Annotated in this window: 19 protein-coding genes and 1 riboswitch; all 19 genes read right to left on the minus strand. The window is 48.7% G+C overall.

Features of this window, described 5'->3' with window-relative positions; all coding sequences use genetic code 11:
* Positions 1-15: 15 nt before the first annotated feature.
* The 19 genes from NLX78_RS12035 to prmC all read right to left on the minus strand — a co-directional run bounded on the left by NLX78_RS12035 (position 16) and on the right by prmC (position 16828).
* Entirely contained in the window at positions 16-561 is a 546-nt protein-coding gene (locus tag NLX78_RS12035) for a F0F1 ATP synthase subunit delta (protein ID WP_061832042.1), read from the minus strand.
* Positions 558-1046, minus strand: coding sequence for a F0F1 ATP synthase subunit B (gene atpF / locus NLX78_RS12040; protein ID WP_069290542.1), 489 nt, complete (start codon positions 1044-1046; stop codon positions 558-560). The genes NLX78_RS12035 and atpF overlap by 4 nt, the downstream gene beginning before the upstream one ends.
* Before the next feature lie 109 nt (positions 1047-1155).
* Positions 1156-1380 carry a F0F1 ATP synthase subunit C gene (gene atpE / locus NLX78_RS12045; RefSeq protein WP_007432750.1) on the minus strand — a complete coding sequence of 75 codons (225 nt, stop codon included), beginning with the start codon at positions 1378-1380 and terminating at the stop codon, positions 1156-1158.
* Positions 1381-1484: 104 nt separating this feature from the next.
* A complete protein-coding gene (gene atpB, locus NLX78_RS12050) occupies positions 1485-2309 on the minus strand; it encodes a F0F1 ATP synthase subunit A (RefSeq protein WP_069290543.1) in 825 nt (274 codons plus the stop codon).
* Positions 2310-2338: 29 nt separating this feature from the next.
* Complete coding sequence (locus NLX78_RS12055; protein WP_013312329.1) at positions 2339-2719, minus strand: ATP synthase subunit I; 381 nt, start codon at positions 2717-2719, stop codon at positions 2339-2341.
* Positions 2712-2966, minus strand: a complete 255-nt coding sequence (locus NLX78_RS12060; RefSeq protein WP_254350513.1) for an AtpZ/AtpI family protein — start codon at positions 2964-2966, stop codon at positions 2712-2714. Before NLX78_RS12060 ends, NLX78_RS12055 begins: the two co-directional genes overlap by 8 nt.
* 171 nt (positions 2967-3137) lie before the next feature.
* The gene (gene wecB / locus NLX78_RS12065; protein WP_254350514.1) at positions 3138-4307 is read right to left on the minus strand and encodes a non-hydrolyzing UDP-N-acetylglucosamine 2-epimerase; all 1170 of its coding nucleotides are present in this window, start codon (positions 4305-4307) and stop codon (positions 3138-3140) included.
* Positions 4308-4417: 110 nt separating this feature from the next.
* A complete protein-coding gene (gene upp, locus NLX78_RS12070; RefSeq protein WP_013312332.1) occupies positions 4418-5047 on the minus strand; it encodes a uracil phosphoribosyltransferase in 630 nt (209 codons plus the stop codon).
* Between the two features lie 356 nt (positions 5048-5403).
* Positions 5404-6669, minus strand: a complete 1266-nt coding sequence (locus tag NLX78_RS12075; protein ID WP_254350515.1) for an ABC transporter substrate-binding protein — start codon at positions 6667-6669, stop codon at positions 5404-5406.
* Between the two features lie 14 nt (positions 6670-6683).
* Positions 6684-7520 carry a carbohydrate ABC transporter permease gene (locus tag NLX78_RS12080; RefSeq protein WP_254350516.1) on the minus strand — a complete coding sequence of 279 codons (837 nt, stop codon included), beginning with the start codon at positions 7518-7520 and terminating at the stop codon, positions 6684-6686.
* A complete protein-coding gene (locus tag NLX78_RS12085) occupies positions 7520-8401 on the minus strand; it encodes a carbohydrate ABC transporter permease (RefSeq protein WP_254350517.1) in 882 nt (293 codons plus the stop codon). The genes NLX78_RS12080 and NLX78_RS12085 overlap by 1 nt, the downstream gene beginning before the upstream one ends.
* A gap of 176 nt (positions 8402-8577) precedes the next feature.
* Entirely contained in the window at positions 8578-9828 is a 1251-nt protein-coding gene (locus tag NLX78_RS12090) for a serine hydroxymethyltransferase (protein WP_013312336.1), read from the minus strand.
* 120 nt (positions 9829-9948) lie between these two features.
* Positions 9949-10536 carry a TIGR01440 family protein gene (locus NLX78_RS12095; RefSeq protein ID WP_069290546.1) on the minus strand — a complete coding sequence of 196 codons (588 nt, stop codon included), beginning with the start codon at positions 10534-10536 and terminating at the stop codon, positions 9949-9951.
* 220 nt (positions 10537-10756) lie between these two features.
* Positions 10757-10838: riboswitch (ZMP/ZTP riboswitch) on the minus strand.
* A gap of 78 nt (positions 10839-10916) precedes the next feature.
* Complete coding sequence (locus tag NLX78_RS12100; protein ID WP_254350518.1) at positions 10917-11501, minus strand: low molecular weight protein arginine phosphatase; 585 nt, start codon at positions 11499-11501, stop codon at positions 10917-10919.
* Between the two features lie 104 nt (positions 11502-11605).
* Positions 11606-12166, minus strand: a complete 561-nt coding sequence (locus NLX78_RS12105) for a manganese efflux pump MntP (RefSeq protein WP_254350519.1) — start codon at positions 12164-12166, stop codon at positions 11606-11608.
* 142 nt (positions 12167-12308) lie between these two features.
* A complete protein-coding gene (locus tag NLX78_RS12110) occupies positions 12309-13556 on the minus strand; it encodes an L-threonylcarbamoyladenylate synthase (protein ID WP_254350520.1) in 1248 nt (415 codons plus the stop codon).
* A 155-nt stretch (positions 13557-13711) separates the two neighbouring features.
* Positions 13712-14404, minus strand: a complete 693-nt coding sequence (gene spoIIR, locus NLX78_RS12115) for a stage II sporulation protein R (protein WP_254326149.1) — start codon at positions 14402-14404, stop codon at positions 13712-13714.
* Between the two features lie 255 nt (positions 14405-14659).
* Entirely contained in the window at positions 14660-15853 is a 1194-nt protein-coding gene (locus NLX78_RS12120; RefSeq protein WP_254350521.1) for an FtsW/RodA/SpoVE family cell cycle protein, read from the minus strand.
* Positions 15854-15928: 75 nt separating this feature from the next.
* The gene (prmC, locus tag NLX78_RS12125; protein ID WP_254350522.1) at positions 15929-16828 is read right to left on the minus strand and encodes a peptide chain release factor N(5)-glutamine methyltransferase; all 900 of its coding nucleotides are present in this window, start codon (positions 16826-16828) and stop codon (positions 15929-15931) included.
* Between the last annotated feature and the right edge of the window lie 2 nt (positions 16829-16830).

Consider the following 16830-nt stretch of genomic DNA (forward strand, 5'->3'; position numbering starts at 1 on the left):
GTTCACCCCTATCTTCTATACTCGTCTGTTAAAGGATTTCTCGAGACGATCCAGCTTGCCGGCCAGACTGCCGTCGTACAGTGTATCGCCGATAACCACTTTCAATCCGCCCAGCAGACTCGGGTCCACTATATTTTCCACACGGATTGTTTTATGTTCACGGGCTCCGAATTGCTCGGCTACCGCTGTTTTTTCCTGATCACTTAAAGCATAAGTCGAATAAACCTTTGCATGAGCAAGTCCCAGCTTATATTCCTGAATATCGAGGTATCCGGCAAGGAGAGATTCGAACAAATCTGCTCTACTACGCTGAATCAACAGCTTGATCGTGTTAATTAGCGAGGCAGACAACTTGCCTTCAAAACTGTTAGCTAGAACTTGAAGCTTGACCGTTTCCGTAATGTTAGGAGAATTAATGAATTTACGGATTTCAGCATCCCCCGATACAGCCTCTACAAAAGCACGTAGCTCCTGCTCGGTTTCCATAATGGTCTGTTCTTGCTCTGCCACTTCAAACAAAGCTTTCGCATACCGTTTGGCAACTACCGTATCCCGGCTCATGCTTTGCCTCCTACCTCTTTAAGGTATTGGTCGACAAGCTCTCCTTGGACTTGGTCTTCCTTGATTTCCTTTTGAATCAGTTTGGAAGCAATTTGTACCGAAGCTTTACCCACTTCGCTGCGCAGTTCGGCAACCGCCTTATTACGCTCGCTTGTGATTTCACGAACAGCTTCGTCTTTCAGGCGGACAGCTTCGTCTTTAGCCTGAACAATAATTTGCTCCGCTTGCTTGTTACCTGTTTGTTTTGACTGCTCAATAATGTCGTACGCTTCCTTACGTGCCTGCTGGAGAGCCTGCTTTTGCTCCTCAACATAAGCAGCAGCCTGTTCACGCGTCTGTGCCGCTTCATTCATTTGCTGCAATACAAGCTGACGGCGCTTCTCCATAACGGAAAAGAGAGGGCCGAATGCATAACGCGTCAGTAACCAGTACAAGATCAAAAATGCAATGATAGTGAAAACGATACTTGTCCAATTAAAACTCAATTGAAGTCACTCCTTTCCGGTGAACGTCGGTTCTGGATCTTTCATGTTCAAACGAACAAAGAAGGCGCGGATGGCTGTGCCTTCCCCGCCAAACCTTGCTTCCATTCAATTAAGCACCTGCGTAGAAAATGAATGCCAGAACGACCCCGATGATTGGCAGGGCTTCGACCAGACCTACACCGATAAACATTACCGTTTGCAACGTTGCTTTTGCTTCAGGCTGACGAGCGATACCTTCAACTGTTTTACTTACGATCAGACCGTTACCAATACCTGCGCCCAAAGCGCCCAAACCTACTGCGATTGCAGCTGCGATATATGCCCAAACTCCCATTTTAAAAATCCTCCTTAGTGATGTGTATTTGTATTGTACATGTATTTGCAGTTAAGAGCGAAGCGTACTCCTGAACTTAACTAAAAACCGGAAAACAAGCTTGTCTAATGCTCTTCTTCATGCGTGTCAATGGACTGCGAAATGTATACAAACGTCAGAATGGTGAAGACGAACGCTTGAATACTGCCGACAAAAATACTGAATCCTTGCCAGACCACGAGTCCCAATACGGAAGCAACCATACCTCCCACACCAAGTGCTGTCATTTTCAGCAGAACACTGATCAAAACTTCGCCGGCAAAAATATTACCGAACAGACGCATACCATGTGTCAACAGTTTTGAGAACTGCTCAATCAAGTTAATTGGCAAAAAGAATGGAAATGGCTGAACGTAATGCTTGAAGTAAGCTTTGGTATTGCGGAAGATCCCCAGGAAATGAACCAGGACAAAGATCATCAAAGCGAGTCCAATAGATACCCCTGCATCTGCCGTAGGTGATTTCCACCAGCTGATGCCTACATGGGCAGCTTCGCCCGGGTGAGACGCCTGTGCTTGTTCTAATGCTTCTTTGACTGGAATGATTTCATGTCCAAATACTTGGGCACTTTGCACATTATCGAATTCGGTCACAATCCCGAACGGTAAGCCCAGCATATTCCCCACGAAAATGAACATGATCAGCGTCATCCCCAAGGAGAGGAATGGCTTCCCTTTTTTCAAATCCATCGTGCTGGTAATCAGTCCTTGAACGAATTCTACGACCCATTCCATAAAATTTTGCAGCTTGCTTGGATTGTCCACAGACAAATTGCGCGTTGCAGCAAATGCCAGTCCAAATACAATCGCACAAGTCACAATAAGCATAATAATGACGGACAAGTCAATGTTAAACCCGCCCAATTGGATAATCGGTGATTCATGCAACATGTTTTCTCACCCCTTTCTCAGTTGAGCCATCATTTTTCCTGAAGCGCGAATATGATGCCTATAATTAACAGAAGAAATTGCCCAGTCACCAGGCTTGCCATTACAGCGATCTCATGGAAATAGGCCGGAAATTCTATCGCCAGCACCACTGCCAAAATTGAGGTCCCTAATCGAACGCCAAAGCCAATACCAAACACTCTCTTCTTTCTTTCACCGGCGGCCGCACTCGCAACCTGTCGAATTTTGTAGGCCATATACAGCACATTTAGACAGCTTACTCCCGTTCCCAGAATGATTCCGTGAGCAATGTCACGATGTTGGGGCATGAAGGCGGAGACCAGGAAACACAGAGCCATAATACCAAGCGCTACGATCCATAACATTTTTTGCATACGGGTCATCTCATTCATGGTTATCCCTCAATACCTTTCCGATCACAAGGGCAATACTTAATGCGCCTACAACCAAGCCTGCGAGAACGCTTACGCCAATCCAAATTCCGGAGCCACCAAGTTTGGCATCAAGCCATTTTCCGGCATAAAAACCACCCAGTGTGCATATCGTCAAATCAATGCCGATCGCGCTCACCAGTCCTATAGCCTTAAAGGCATTTCCGGTGTTGTTTCGGTTGTTGTTTTGCTTGGAAGGTTTGACCACTTTTCCATGTCACCCCTGCAATTCCAGTCCATTTTACTTAAATATAAGATGCTTTGTCAATTGAGATATTTTAGCGTCCTAAAGTATAAAATCAAACGACAAAGCATCTTAAATTGCTGTATCCCTTGGTAACCGTACAGTTTAACTGTATGCTTGCCTTGTAAAGAATAATTATATCGGACGAACACCTTTTGTGAACATTGTGTGAAATTCTTCGGGACGTGCGGTTTGAACACCATAATGGTGCAAAATCGCATTGACAATTCTTACTGATGCTTGTCCATCGCCGTAAGGATTCGCTGCCTGGCTCATAGATTCGTACAACGCGGAATCTGTCAAAAGTGCCTTGGTCCGATTGTACACGTTCTCTTCACTCGTACCCACCAGTTCCAAGGTGCCCGCTTCAATTCCTTCCGGTCTTTCAGTCGTATCACGCAGCACCAGAACAGGTACTCCGAACGAAGGTGCTTCTTCCTGAAGCCCACCGGAATCCGTAAGGATCAGATGTGTATGTGGATAAAAATTGTGAAGATCCACGACATCCAGCGGATCAATCAGCTTAATACGCGGATGATTGCCTAAAATCTCAAATGCAGGTTCCTTCACAGCGGGACTCGGATGAACCGGATAAACAATAGCGATATCCTCAAACTCATCCGCAATTCGCTTAACCGCATTAAAAATCTGACGATGCGGTTCCCCTTGGGATTCCCGGCGATGTGCTGTCATGAGAATCAGGCGTTTGCCCTGAGCCCAATCCAGTACAGGGTGCTCGTAATCCTGGCGAACCGTATACTGAAATACATCAGTTACTGTATTGCCTGTAACATATATTCGCGATTCAGGCTTGTTTTCCTTCCGCAAATTTCCAGCCGATAAAGAAGTAGGCGAGAAATGCAGATCAGACAGCACGCCTGTGAGCTGACGGTTCATTTCTTCAGGATATGGAGAAAGCTTGTTCCACGTCCGCAAACCCGCTTCCACATGCCCTACTTCAATCTGCTGCATAAAGGCTGCATAGCTGGCCAGGAAAGTCGTCAGCGTATCACCGTGAACTAACACGATATCGGGCTTGGCCTCACGCAATACAGGCTCCAGACCTTGAAGTACCCGCATCGAGATTTCATTTAGTGTCTGGCGATCCTTCATTACGTCCAGATCATAGTCGGGGTGAATATTGAAAACTTCCAGAACCTGATCAAGCATCTGGCGATGTTGAGCCGTAACGCATACCACGGACTCGATATGCTCCGGGTGACGCTGAAGCTCCAAAATAAGAGGAGCCATCTTAATCGCCTCCGGACGCACACCAAAAATTGTCATCACTTTGATTTTGGACATTTTCTGTTGAACTCCTTTTCATAATAAATGTCCGCTTCACAGGTCTTCCATTATTCAGAAAAACGACCTGTCATAACGTCCATAGATTTTGCCGAACCGCCATGGGCAGTCTACTTGGTTCCGTACAAGCGGTCTCCCGCGTCGCCAAGACCCGGAATGATGTATCCATGATCATCCAGACGCTCGTCCAATGCAGCGACATAGATGTCTACATCAGGATGCGCATCCTGCACAGCTTTGACTCCTTCAGGAGCAGCAATCAGATTCATCATTTTAATTTGAGTACAGCCTCTCTTTTTCAATACATCAATCGCCGCAATTGCCGAGCCACCCGTTGCAAGCATCGGATCAATCACGATCAATTCGCGCTCAGTTACATCTGTAGGCAGCTTCGTATAGTATTCTACGGGTTGCAGCGTCTCAGGATCGCGGAACAGTCCCACATGGCCTACCTTTGCTGCAGGCAGCAGCTTTACTACGCCATCCAGCATACCCAAGCCTGCACGCAGAATCGGAATAAGACCCAGCATACGTCCTGAAATCACTTTTCCTTCTGTCTCAGCAACCGGTGTCTGCACCGTAATGCTTTCCAGCGGGATATCCCGTGTAATTTCATAAGCCATCAATGTTGCTACTTCATCCACCAGCTCGCGGAAATCCTTGGTGTTGGTCCGCACATCGCGGATAAATGTAAGCTTGTGTTGGATCAAAGGGTGATCGCAAACCACCAGTTTCGCCATAATATATTCCCTCCGGTATTATCGTCACGTTCTTTCGCGCCAGTATATCGAACTATCCTGAGTCGAAAGGATCTATGTAACCTATTTGCACAAACCAAATAAGCACAGATGCAATGCGTGCCTGTAAATCCTGTTTATTATAACATTCCCTTGATTGATTTAACACCTGCCACCGTAACCTTTTGTCAAGGGAAAGATATGACATGTAAAATACTTAATAGGACCGCTTCACGTGTGACTTTCATCACATAAAACCACATCAAAAAGGCCCTGACGGCACTTGACCGTCAAAGCCTGCTGGCTTTAAACTTCCTGCCCATGCTATAGCCTTTGCTTCCTCATGCAGCGGTATTCTTTTATCTATACTTCAAATTATCCCACGCTCCCTGAAATTGCTGAAGCATTTCGTCCTTCGTGATAACCCCTGCAATATAGGCTTGCATACTACTGCTTAAATCCTGATTTAGCCCTTTCGGAAAGCGTTGAAAGTTCCAACTCCATATCTTGCCTTCCCTCACATGTCGAGATATTTCTGCACCTAGATCACCTGTCGTCTCGTCACTGGACGTGATACTTTTGAAGGCAGGAACAAACTTAAACTCCTTGGTAATATAATGCTTGCCTGTTTCTGATGTGACCAACCAATTGAGGAATTCTTTTGCCTCCTGCTTCACAGGCGAATTTTTATTGATCACCCAGTTCGAGGCCACTCCCACCGCGAGTCTACCTCCTGTGGAGGGATCATTGTCTATAGGCGTAGGCAGAATACCCAAATTCAAGTTAGGATTAATTCCATCCATTTGCGGTTGCGTCCAGTTCCCCTGGTGCATCATAGCAGCCTTACCTGTCGAAAACAGTGTCACTTGTGTATTGTAATCCGTCGTGAGTGGGTTGCGGTTCCCATATTTTATAGTCAGGTCAAGCAACTTCACCCACTGATCGAACACGGGGTTACCGGGGATGCGAGCCGTTCCTTTGTTTAAATCCTCAACATAACTTTCCGGGTTCGGCTGTCTGGCAAACGGGATATTGATAAAATGGTTCCCCAGAACCCACCATTCCGCATACCCGTTAGCAAAAGGTATAATCCCTGCCGCTTTCAGTCGCTTGGCTGCTTCCTCAAGTTCATCTATCGTCTGAGGCAGTTTGGTTATGCCCGCTTTCTTAAACAAATCCTTGTTATAAACAAATCCAAATCCTTCTAGGTTCATAGGCTGTCCATAAATCTTACCGTTAACCGTCATCGGCTTACGAGCGAAATCGTCCAGATCCTTCACCCATGGCTGATCCGACAAATCCTCCAAGTACTCCAACCACGTATCCCGATCCTGGTAGCCCTCATTTGTAAAAATGTCCGGCTGATCGCCTGATGCGAATTTAGCCTTCAACGAAGCACCGTAGTCCGTACCACCACCGACAGATTGGATATCCAGCTTGATGCCAGGGTGGGTCTTTTCATATTCAGCCTTCAGCTTGTTTAACGGTTCCGATATCTCTACTTTGAATTGATAAATGTGTATCGTTTTCGTCTCACTCTGTTGAGCCTTCGTATTTCCACAACCTGCAAGTGTACATGCGAGCAGCACCATCAAGGAGATGACAAGTAACGCTGTTTTTTTCATCGATTATTCTCCCTTCAGCCTTTGACCGCACCGGCTGCAATGCCAGAAACGATGTATTTTTGCATCACCAGAAAAAACACAACAATTGGCGTGATCCCCAACACCAGTGCTGGCAGCGCCAAGTCCCATTGCTTGGTGTACTGACCAAACAACATATAGGTTGCAATCGGAATGGTACGCAGCTCAGGATCATTCAAAATGAGCGAAGGCAACAGATAGTCATTCCAGATCCATAAGGTATTCAAGATAAGCACGGTTACGAACATAGGCAGCAGCAGCGGACAAACGATGCGAAAGAACACCCCGTACCGGGATGAACCGTCCACCCTTGCCGCCTGCTCGATCTCAATAGGTACCGTTTTAATAAAGCCATGAAAAAGAAAAACGGATAAAGGCGCTCCAAAACCCAGATAACATAAGATCAGTCCCGGTATACTGTTGTTCAAGCTCAATACGTTGGACACTTCCATAAGCGGCAACATAATCGATTGAAAGGGAACCACCATCGCAGCCACAAGCAAACCGAACAGGAATCGGTTAAAACGAGTGTCATGCCGAACCATCTGGTAAGCGGCCATCGAGCTGATTAGTAGCAAAAGCGCATTACTGACGATCGTGACAATCAGTGAATTCCCCAGTGCTGTGGGAAAGTTTATTTTATTCCAGGCGTTAGAGTAGTTTTCAAAACGGAAGGTTGTCGGCCACGAAGCGGAATGGGCCAAAATGTCGCCAAAGGATTTAACGGAGTTTACGAGCAAAAAATAAAACGGAACCAGAAAGATTAACCCGATCACAATTAGCATTATTTCAGCAGCCCATGTGCCCAAACGATAGTTTGACGTTTTTCCCATTACATTTCGACCTCCTTTTTCTTCGTGAGACGCACCTGAATGCTGGTTATGATTGCAACGACCACAAAGAAAATCATAGCTTTGGCAGTCCCCAATCCAAGTCGATTATTTGTAAACGCTTCATTATATATGTCCAACGCTACAGACTCCGTCGACTTGAAAGGTCCCCCCTTCGTGAGAGCCAAATTCAACTCAAATACTTTAAAGGACCAGGATATCGCCAGGAACAAGCAGACGGTCACCGCTGGCATAATAAGTGGCACTACAATATGACGCAGAATCTGTCTTCGGCTCGCACCGTCGATTTGTGCCGATTCAATAAGGGCATGCGGGACATTATTTAACGACGATATGTAAATAACCATGAGATAACCTGCATATTGCCACACAAACACAATGACAGTTCCCCAAAAAGCAGTTGGCCCATCACCCAGCCACGGCAGTTTAAAAAAAGAAAGCCCTGTCGCCTCACCTACTGCAGAAAAGCCGCGTACAAATATAAATTGCCAGATAAAGCCGAGCAGCAAGCCGCCAATCATATTGGGCATAAAAAATACAGTTCGCAGTGCATTACGGGTACGCAACGGTTTGGTAAGTGCATAGGCTAGGAAAAAGCCAATCAGGTTCGTCAGAACGACACCACATACGGTAAACCGGACCGTAAACCAGAATGCATTACGAAAATCTGGATCATCCCTAAAAATATGAATGTAATTCCCCAGTCCGAGCCATCGGATATTTTCAGATACTCCATCCCAGTTGGTCATAGAATAATACAGCCCCAGCAGGAACGGAATGACCATAATCAAGACAAAAAACAACACCATCGGTCCTACAAATACGAGTTGCTGCAAAAATTGCGCGGATTTTCTTTGACTCAATGCAATCACTCCTTTGTCGTCGATCATGAAGGATAGCGCGCATAAACCCTTACTGTAATCGCTTATTACCCAAAAATGTATGTTTCGAGTCGTTCGGAAGCAAAAAAAAAGACTGTTCTCCTCCGGCTTACGGAAGGAAAACAGCCTATAACATAAATATTATGAATGTCGATGAATTAGTATTGAGTTCCTGGATAAATCGGGAACTTATCTGTCAACTCGCCAACCGCTTGGCTTGCTTTGGACAATACAGTATCATCTTTCGGGTTTTTAAGGGTTTCAGCAATGATTTTACCGATTTTGACCATAGCCTCTTCATCCATACCACGAGATGTTGCAGCAGGTGTACCAATACGAATTCCGCTTGTTACGAATGGACTGGTCGGGTCAAAAGGAATCGCATTTTTATTAACCGTGATGCCCACCGAATCCAATACATGCTCCGCTTCTTTACCTGTGATATTCAAATTGCGCGTATCCAACAGCATCAGATGGTTATCCGTACCACCGGATACAATGTTAATCCCCTCAGCCAGCAGTGTTTCAGCCAGCACCTGTGCGTTGCGAACTACGTTTTGCGCATAGGTTTTGAACGATGGCTGGAGCGCTTCACCCAAAGCAACCGCTTTAGACGCGATCACATGCATCAGTGGCCCCCCTTGAGTACCAGGGAAAATAGCTTTATCAATCGCTTGCGCCCATGCTTTGCGAGTCAGAATCAGACCCCCACGCGGACCACGCAGCGTTTTGTGTGTTGTTGTTGTTACAAATTGGGCATGCGGAACTGGACTTGGGTGAATTCCCGCTGCCACGAGACCTGCGATATGTGCCATATCCACCATGAACAGAGCGCCTACATCATTGGCAATGGAAGCAAAAGCTTCAAAATCAATAGTACGCGGATATGCACTCGCGCCAGCTACAATCAGACGAGGACGGTGCTTAAAGGCTGCCTTGCGCACTTCATCGTAGTCGATGCGGAAGTTGTCTTCGCGTACACCGTAAGCAGCAAAGTTATACAACAAGCCGGAAGCGTTAACCGGACTTCCGTGTGTTAAATGGCCACCATGCGCCAGATTCATACCCAGTACAGTATCTCCAGGTTTGAGAGCTGCCAGATACACCGCCATGTTGGCTTGTGCTCCAGAGTGAGGCTGCACGTTAGCATGCTCGGCGCCGAACAATTCTTTTGCGCGGTCACGTGCGATGTCTTCAACGATATCTACATGTTCACAGCCACCATAGTAGCGTTTGTTCGGATAACCTTCAGCATATTTATTCGTCAGCACGGAGCCCATGGCTTCCATTACTGCTTCACTGACAATGTTCTCGGATGCGATTAGCTCGATATTGTGGCGTTGTCGTTTCAGTTCAAGTCCCATTGCTTCCATCACTGCCGGGTCACTTTTACGTAGGTGTTCCATCATGATTGATTACTCCCTCTCCATAGTCAATTGTTGGGTATACAAGCAAACGCCTGCTCCTCTGTTGGGTACCTCATCATCAATGCAAAAAAGATTAGTACAAACATGCCGCCATGCCAAATGCTAATCGCAGTTTCCGCCGACTTCTTGCTCCAGACTATACACTGCCCGTTGTCCACCAATAAGTGGAGGACGGGTGAATGCCGCTGTCACACGTGCTTCGCCAATCCAGCGAAGACTTGGGCGAAATGGAACAGCAATGGGTCGCAGATGCATGCCAATCAGCGTTTCGCCGATGTCTATCCCGGCATGGGCCTGCACGTTCGCCGCCAAACACGCGTCACTCATAGAACGATAGGCGACGGTGGCCATAGAGCCTCCTGCTGTACGAACAGGAACAGCTGCAACCTCCATCAGTCCCAATCGCTCCAGCACAGCCCGTTCAACGACCAGCGCTCGGTTCAAATGCTCGCAGCATTGAAACGCCACATCAAAGCCATACTCCCTGCGAACGTACTCTACTCCAGTCAACAGTTGCTGAGCCACATCGAGCGCTCCCGCCGTACCAATCCGACTTCCAGCCACTTCACTTGTGCTAACGCCAATAACCAGCAGGCGGCCAGCCTTGAGACTGGCTGCTTCTGCGATTTCCCGCACGACAGAAGTGGTCTGTGCTTCTAGCGAAATCTCATGATCCAATTGTCCCACTATTGGAACCTCCTTTGGTTGAACAGCCTCTCAGAGACTAGGCACGGTCTCATGCCCCAAGTTCAACACACTCTCTCCTGATCACAATCTGACTATATTATAGCCGATGTTTCAGATTTCGAGCAGAAAAAATGGAAGAACCTTTAAAGGAATCAACTCTCAGCTAACAATCTGGCTCAACTTGTATATGAAAAAAAGAGCAGTCCACACCTATGTGGAATTGCTCTTTTGCCCAGGCGACCGGCCGTATATCCGATGCTCCATCGTGGTTAATCCCACTTTTGTCGCCAGTTACATCGGATTCTCATTTTTCCACCTTATCTTAACGGATTAGCCGCCGAAAATCAACAGATTCCGTACAAAACAGATGAGTAATACCAATTTTATTCGGAAGAAGCCTTTACCTTGTCCAGCAGCTTATGCAGCGCCGTACGGATTTCTGCAGCTGTGACATCGTAGTCTTCTCGCGAACCGCCAAACGGATCTGAAATATCAAAGCCCGGAATCCGTTGGTGTAATTCAATCATTCGTTCACGCTCCTGCGCCGATAGCTCTTGTCCGAGTGAAGCCATCAACTGCTGTGAAGCATATAACCCATCCAACTCCTGTAGATCATTCAACACCGCATCCCGGTTCTCCACATATTCCTTAAGTGTAAATACTTTGCCCGCCGTTTGGGGAAAGCGCTGAATGACGTGCTGTTTATGTCCTTGCGTCAAGGTTAAGATCAGATGCGCCCACCCGGCAAGCCCGTCGCTCAAAGGGGTTGAAGTGATCTGATCGGATATATCGTGATCACGTAGAACCGCCTCTGCATGTCGGGATATCGGCGTGCCTTCCATCGCGGCTACTCCCGCAGAACGCACTTCCAGTTCTAGCCCCTGCTCAGCAGCCAACTTACGCAGCATCCCTTCAGCCATTGGACTGCGACAGGTATTCCCTGTGCATACGAATAAGATATTCTTCAACGTTTTCACCCCCCGTATGTTAAAAAAATATATAAACAGAGGATTACTATAATCCTAATCCTTTACGATAACCCTGCATTTATTTTACACTGTCTACGCTAAAATCAAAACATAAACATAAAGCCGAATGCCAACAAAATGGCACCACCCACTGCTTCTCCATAATCTCCTAGATTGCGGCTGACCTTGCGACCCAGCAGCAGACCCAACATCGCCATTGCCCCCCCGCAAAAACCAAACGCCAGAACGGACAGCACCAAATCACTCTGGAACATACCTAGTGACACTCCTACAGAAAATGAGTCAACGCTCACCCCAAGTGCAAACAGCAAAAGGCCTAAAGGCGAACGATGATCCAATACCTTTACGCCGTCCCCTTTAAAGGAATTATACACCATATGCCCGCCCAAAAGGATGAGTAGACCCCCTGCGAAGTAGGCCGTCACATGACCTAATAAAGAACTCATATAATGGCCTGTGAACATTCCCAGTAATGGCATCAGAATATGAAAAAAGCCAATGACAGTACTGATGCGCAGCACGTCTCGCAGGCGTATCCCCTTCATGCCGATCCCTACGCCCAGCGATAACGCATCCATTCCTAGCGCTACCGCCATGATCAGAATCGTTACAACCTGCCCGGCATGGGCAGAGGCTGCCAGCATACTCCATCCCTCCATTATCCGTCTGTTCTTGTACACGTTATGCGGACAAGGGGCAAATCAGTACAAGCATGTACTGAAAGTACCCAATACCGAGACGAGGAGGGAGGAAAATTTAATATAAGAGGCTCTGATTCGACAGAAGCTACAAGCGAACGATTCGGTGACCTGCCGCTTTAAGCAGGCGGTTCATGACGGCGTCTCCCAATCCCTTCGGCGGACAGGATTCCGCCAAAATGTAGGTGACGCCGTCCTCGTCGCAGCGACGCAGCACGCCGTACAGGCGCTGCGCCGCCTCATGGAGCGCGTCCAGCTTGCCTAGCGTGTAGACGCGTTCTCCGGCGTAACCGGCGGCATGCTCGTCGAACGCGAGCACTGCCGTGCGCTCCCCGCGCGCGGAAGCCTCCGCCAGCGAAGCGCGAATCCAGCCCGTCACCTCAACGGACGACGGGCCTTGTACCACGCTCAAGCGGCCTCGCGGCGCGTAGTGCGTGTACTTCATGCCCGGCGAGCGCGGCGCTGGGCTGTCCGCGTCTTCCCCGGGCGTAGCGGCCAACGCCGGGTCCAGCACGACGGCGCGAGCAACCGCAGCGAGCTGCTCAGCCGTCACGCCGCCGGGGCGCAGGATGGTGACGGTTCCGTCGTCACCCGCCTGCACCACCGTGGACTCCAGCCCCACCCCAGTGGGACCTCCGTCCAAAATGCCGCCGATGCGGCCCTCCAGATCCTCTCGCACATGCTGTGCAAGGGTGGGACTGGGCCTTCCCGACCGGTTGGCGCTTGGCGCAGCCAGTGGACAACCCGCTTCAGCGATCAAACGAAGGGCTATCGGATGATCCGGCATGCGCACTCCGACTGTATCCAGCCCGGCTGTCACACGCGATGACAGTGCCTGCGGCACTACCGGCAATACGAGAGTCAGCGGTCCCGGCCAGAACATATTCATCAGCGCTCGGGCCGTATCGTTTATTTCTGCTACCATACCCTCTAATTGATCAGCATCAGAAATATGTACAATGAGCGGGTTATCGGAGGGACGTCCTTTGGCAGCGAATACCGCCTCCACCGCTTTTGTACTACGAGCATCGGCCCCCAGGCCGTACACGGTCTCCGTAGGAAAGGCTACCGTCTCTCCAGCTTGGAGGAGTACGCCGGCCTCCCGTATGCCCTTTTCCGCCGCGATCCGAGTCTGTTCAGCCCAAACTTCGTCAGAAACATCCCCGTCAATGTTGCTCACAGGAACCAAACATCTTACATCCCACCATTGGGTATGGGAAGACCTCAACGCCTGCTTCAGCTCGCAATTTTCCTGTTCGTCCAGCTTTTGCTCCGATTTTTCCCTTTGCACAAAATCTCCGCGCAAGTCTTGCATTTGATTCGATTTATCACTCATATCAGATCATCCCATATCTTATTGTCATATACAGGCCAGTGATTTCGCTTGATCCTATAAGGCTACTTTGAAAGATCAGTTTATTTGGCTCTGCCATGTGTATATCTATCGTAAGCTCCATTATAGCATATGGGGAAACTTACACTCCTCAACGTTTAGGCAAACAAGCCACTCACCCAGCTACACAGTCCCGCAAGTGCATCCCACAGAAAAAAACGTACTTCCGGCTCCTTGTCAGCGGCATTCGTCCGACTTTCTCCGTGATCCGTTTTTGCTGATACCGTTTGTGCCGCTGCTTCCCCGCTGCCTGCATCAATAAAGCACAGCGGAGGAAACAGCACGCACCACCAATTTTGCCCTTTTCCTTGCCCCAGCGTAACCCGAAGCGCTTCATAATTCCCTGCTGGGTAGACCAGACCACCGTACATTTTCGTCGGGAAAGGTACGCTCGCCAGTTCCACCTGATGATCATATGCAATGCCGCGACGAGCCAGTTCCGTACCTACCAAACGGTCAATTTCAGGTAAATGAGCACCAATCAATGATCTAGCTTGATCTAAGCTTTGCGGGTTTTCCAGCTCACCCACCCAGGCATTCATCTGCTGTACAATAGCGTCCCGTATTTCGCGTTTAACCAGCTGATCCTCCGGACGATCCGAGTTGGCCAAAATACGCAGTCGAATGGAGTCATGTGGAATCACATTCAGCCCTGTTGTAGCTACTCCTGATGCTAAGGTTCCTCTTGTTCCAGTGGTCATAGCAGCATCCGTCTTTTGACCTTCCCAAGACATCATTAATATCGAAATACAAAATAGTATCATTGCAGCTTGCTTGATCCAATTTTTCATCTTCGTCTCCCCCAAACCCAAACTCTATCATGTCTATCAGTCTGTCCGGTTTGGGAGAGTCTAAACCTATGAATCTTGTAAAAGATTCAGGAACACTTTACAGATTTTCTTCAATACACCCTCAAATCATGCTACACCAAGCTTCTGACCCTCACCGAGGAATATAAAAAAGCCCAGATTTCACAATCTGGACTCTCTCGTTGCACCGTTCAACTCACACAAATACCAATCAGTTTCAAGCCAAATCCACCTGCACTAGGCTTTTTTCGCCTTCGTCAAGCTTACTCTGGAAGGCTGCGGCAGATCGTCCTCCAGCTCTTGGCCGTGCACCTTAATACTCATAACCAAGCCGATACTAGCCATGTTAATAAGCAACGAGGTACCACCATAACTTATGAACGGGAGCGTAATCCCCGTAAGCGGCATAATGCCCAGAAACGCACCAATATTCTCAAAAATCTGGTACAGCAACATGGACACAATCCCGACAATAATATACGGTCCGGCGCGATCCCGGCATTCCAGCGAAATCAGGATCATTCGGTGAATCAAAATAAAATATAACAATAGCAGCACTGAAGAGCCTACAAAGCCAAATTCCTCCGCTACGACCACAAAAATAGAATCTGCGTACGTATAAGGAACACGCCCGGACTGTACCGAGGTTCCTTGCAAAAAGCCCTTGCCCATCATCCCGCCAGAGGCTATCGCCAGCTTGGCATTTTTGGTATGATAAGACGCCTTCGCGGTTGCCTCTTCCGGTACCAACCAAGGGTCCAAACGCTCAACCCAGTGACTACGGCCAATCCCCTTCATAAAGGAATCAATCTCATCGTGAAACGAAATATAAGCTTTGATCCCGCCACCAACGGCGACTGCAAATACGATGAATCCGATTAACGCATGGGATGCCTTCACATTACCAATCCATAGCATACCAATGACGATGACAATGTAACCGAGCGCATTACCCAAGTCATTTTGTGCCATAACCATGGCAAACGGGACAAAGCTCACCAGAGCGACTGGAAGAACATCCTGAATGAAATACAGCTTGCTCTTGCGCTTTTTGATCAGCATATAAGTCAGAAAAATGATAAGGACCAGCTTGAATACCTCAGCAGGCTGAAGATTCAAGCCACCAACTTTCAGAAAGCCCTGAGAGTTGTTAACCGTCCCGCCAAAAAATCCGAGACCCAACAGGAATATTCCGCCTCCATATACGTACAGGGCCTTTTTAATGAATATCCGAAAATCGACTATCGCTAAACCCAAGATCGCCAAAAAACCCAATATATAATACCCGATCATCTTTTGATAGTCATTGCCGTGCTCTGCCAAGTTCGTAGGGCCCCTACCTGCGCTGTATACCGTTATGATACTAATCGCCATGAGCAAAACCAGAATAAAGATAACCGGACCGTCAATTTTTTTCAATTTCTGAAGCATGATTTCCCCCTGAGCCGTTTCTCGGTCATACCCCTCTTATTCTAAAGGAAAGACTCGCAAAAAGAAAATGCAGCACTACTCCGAGACGCCTAGGACATGTCGTTCGATCCCAGCAAGGTCAGGAACGATTATAATGTTCTTCCAATGACCCGCCTGTTCCAGCAGGTCAGCCACGTCTCTGGCCTGTCCCATCCCCAATTCAAACCCGATTAGCCGGGGCGGAGCCTGAAGGAGTCCGAGCTGCTCCAGCATTGCCCGATACGGGCCGAGCCCGTCAGGACCACCATCCAACGCCATCCGCGGCTCATGGTCGCGGACCTCCGGCTGTAAGCCAGCGATGTCAGCAGCCGGGATGTACGGCGGGTTGGACACGAGAATGTCCATCGCCGTTCCCGCGAACGGCGCCAGCAGATCGCCCTCGCGGAATTCTACGGCTGCGCCGTTCGCAGCGGCGTTATGAGCCGCTACTTTTAACGCGGCAGCCGAAATATCCCCTGCCGCAACGCGCCAGCTCGGTCGCTCAGCCGCCAGCGTCACGGCAATCGCACCGCTGCCCGCGCCGATGTCGAGCGCCTGCGGAGCGCCGCTTGGCCACAGACGATCGCCGTGCTGGAGTATCGCCTCGACGAGCAGTTCTGTCTCGGGACGTGGGATCAGCACCGACGGCGAAACCATGAACGGGCGGCCATAAAATTCCTGCCGTCCGATAATATACTGCGCCGGTTCACCCGCAGCTTTGCGGGCTATGATCCGTTCCCACGCCTCCTTGGCGGAGGAAGGGAACGGATCACCCAGAGCGGCGTAAAACGCCGTACCTTCCAACCCAAGCACATGCTCCAGCAGCAAACGGGCATTATGCTGCGGCTCCAGAACGCCACAGCTTCCTAAAAAAGAAGAAGCCTCAACTAAGGCTTCTCTGACACTCATGTTCCGTTCCGGCGACATCCGATACACACAATCGCGTTCGTTCCCCAAAA

It is taken from the genome of Paenibacillus sp. Lou8.1 (assembly GCF_024213565.1).
Classification (GTDB): Bacteria; Bacillota; Bacilli; order Paenibacillales; family Paenibacillaceae; genus Paenibacillus; species Paenibacillus polymyxa_B.

Bases quoted from the DNA above. Each gene is read 5' to 3' on its own strand.
- NLX78_RS12075 (WP_254350515.1), bottom strand. From the start codon at position 6,669: ATGAAAAAAACAGCGTTACTTGTCATCTCCTTGATGGTGCTGCTCGCA.
- wecB (WP_254350514.1), bottom strand. From the start codon at position 4,307: ATGTCCAAAATCAAAGTGATGACAATTTTTGGTGTGCGTCCGGAGGCG.
- spoIIR (WP_254326149.1), bottom strand. From the start codon at position 14,404: ATGAAAAATTGGATCAAGCAAGCTGCAATGATACTATTTTGTATTTCG.
- upp (WP_013312332.1), bottom strand. From the start codon at position 5,047: ATGGCGAAACTGGTGGTTTGCGATCACCCTTTGATCCAACACAAGCTT.
- NLX78_RS12110 (WP_254350520.1), bottom strand. From the start codon at position 13,556: ATGAGTGATAAATCGAATCAAATGCAAGACTTGCGCGGAGATTTTGTG.
- NLX78_RS12035 (WP_061832042.1), bottom strand. From the start codon at position 561: ATGAGCCGGGATACGGTAGTTGCCAAACGGTATGCGAAAGCTTTGTTT.
- atpB (WP_069290543.1), bottom strand. From the start codon at position 2,309: ATGTTGCATGAATCACCGATTATCCAATTGGGCGGGTTTAACATTGAC.
- NLX78_RS12120 (WP_254350521.1), bottom strand. From the start codon at position 15,853: ATGCTTCAGAAATTGAAAAAAATTGACGGTCCGGTTATCTTTATTCTG.
- NLX78_RS12080 (WP_254350516.1), bottom strand. From the start codon at position 7,520: ATGGGAAAAACGTCAAACTATCGTTTGGGCACATGGGCTGCTGAAATA.
- atpE (WP_007432750.1), bottom strand. From the start codon at position 1,380: ATGGGAGTTTGGGCATATATCGCAGCTGCAATCGCAGTAGGTTTGGGC.
- NLX78_RS12090 (WP_013312336.1), bottom strand. From the start codon at position 9,828: ATGATGGAACACCTACGTAAAAGTGACCCGGCAGTGATGGAAGCAATG.
- NLX78_RS12055 (WP_013312329.1), bottom strand. From the start codon at position 2,719: ATGAATGAGATGACCCGTATGCAAAAAATGTTATGGATCGTAGCGCTT.
- NLX78_RS12105 (WP_254350519.1), bottom strand. From the start codon at position 12,166: ATGCTGGCAGCCTCTGCCCATGCCGGGCAGGTTGTAACGATTCTGATC.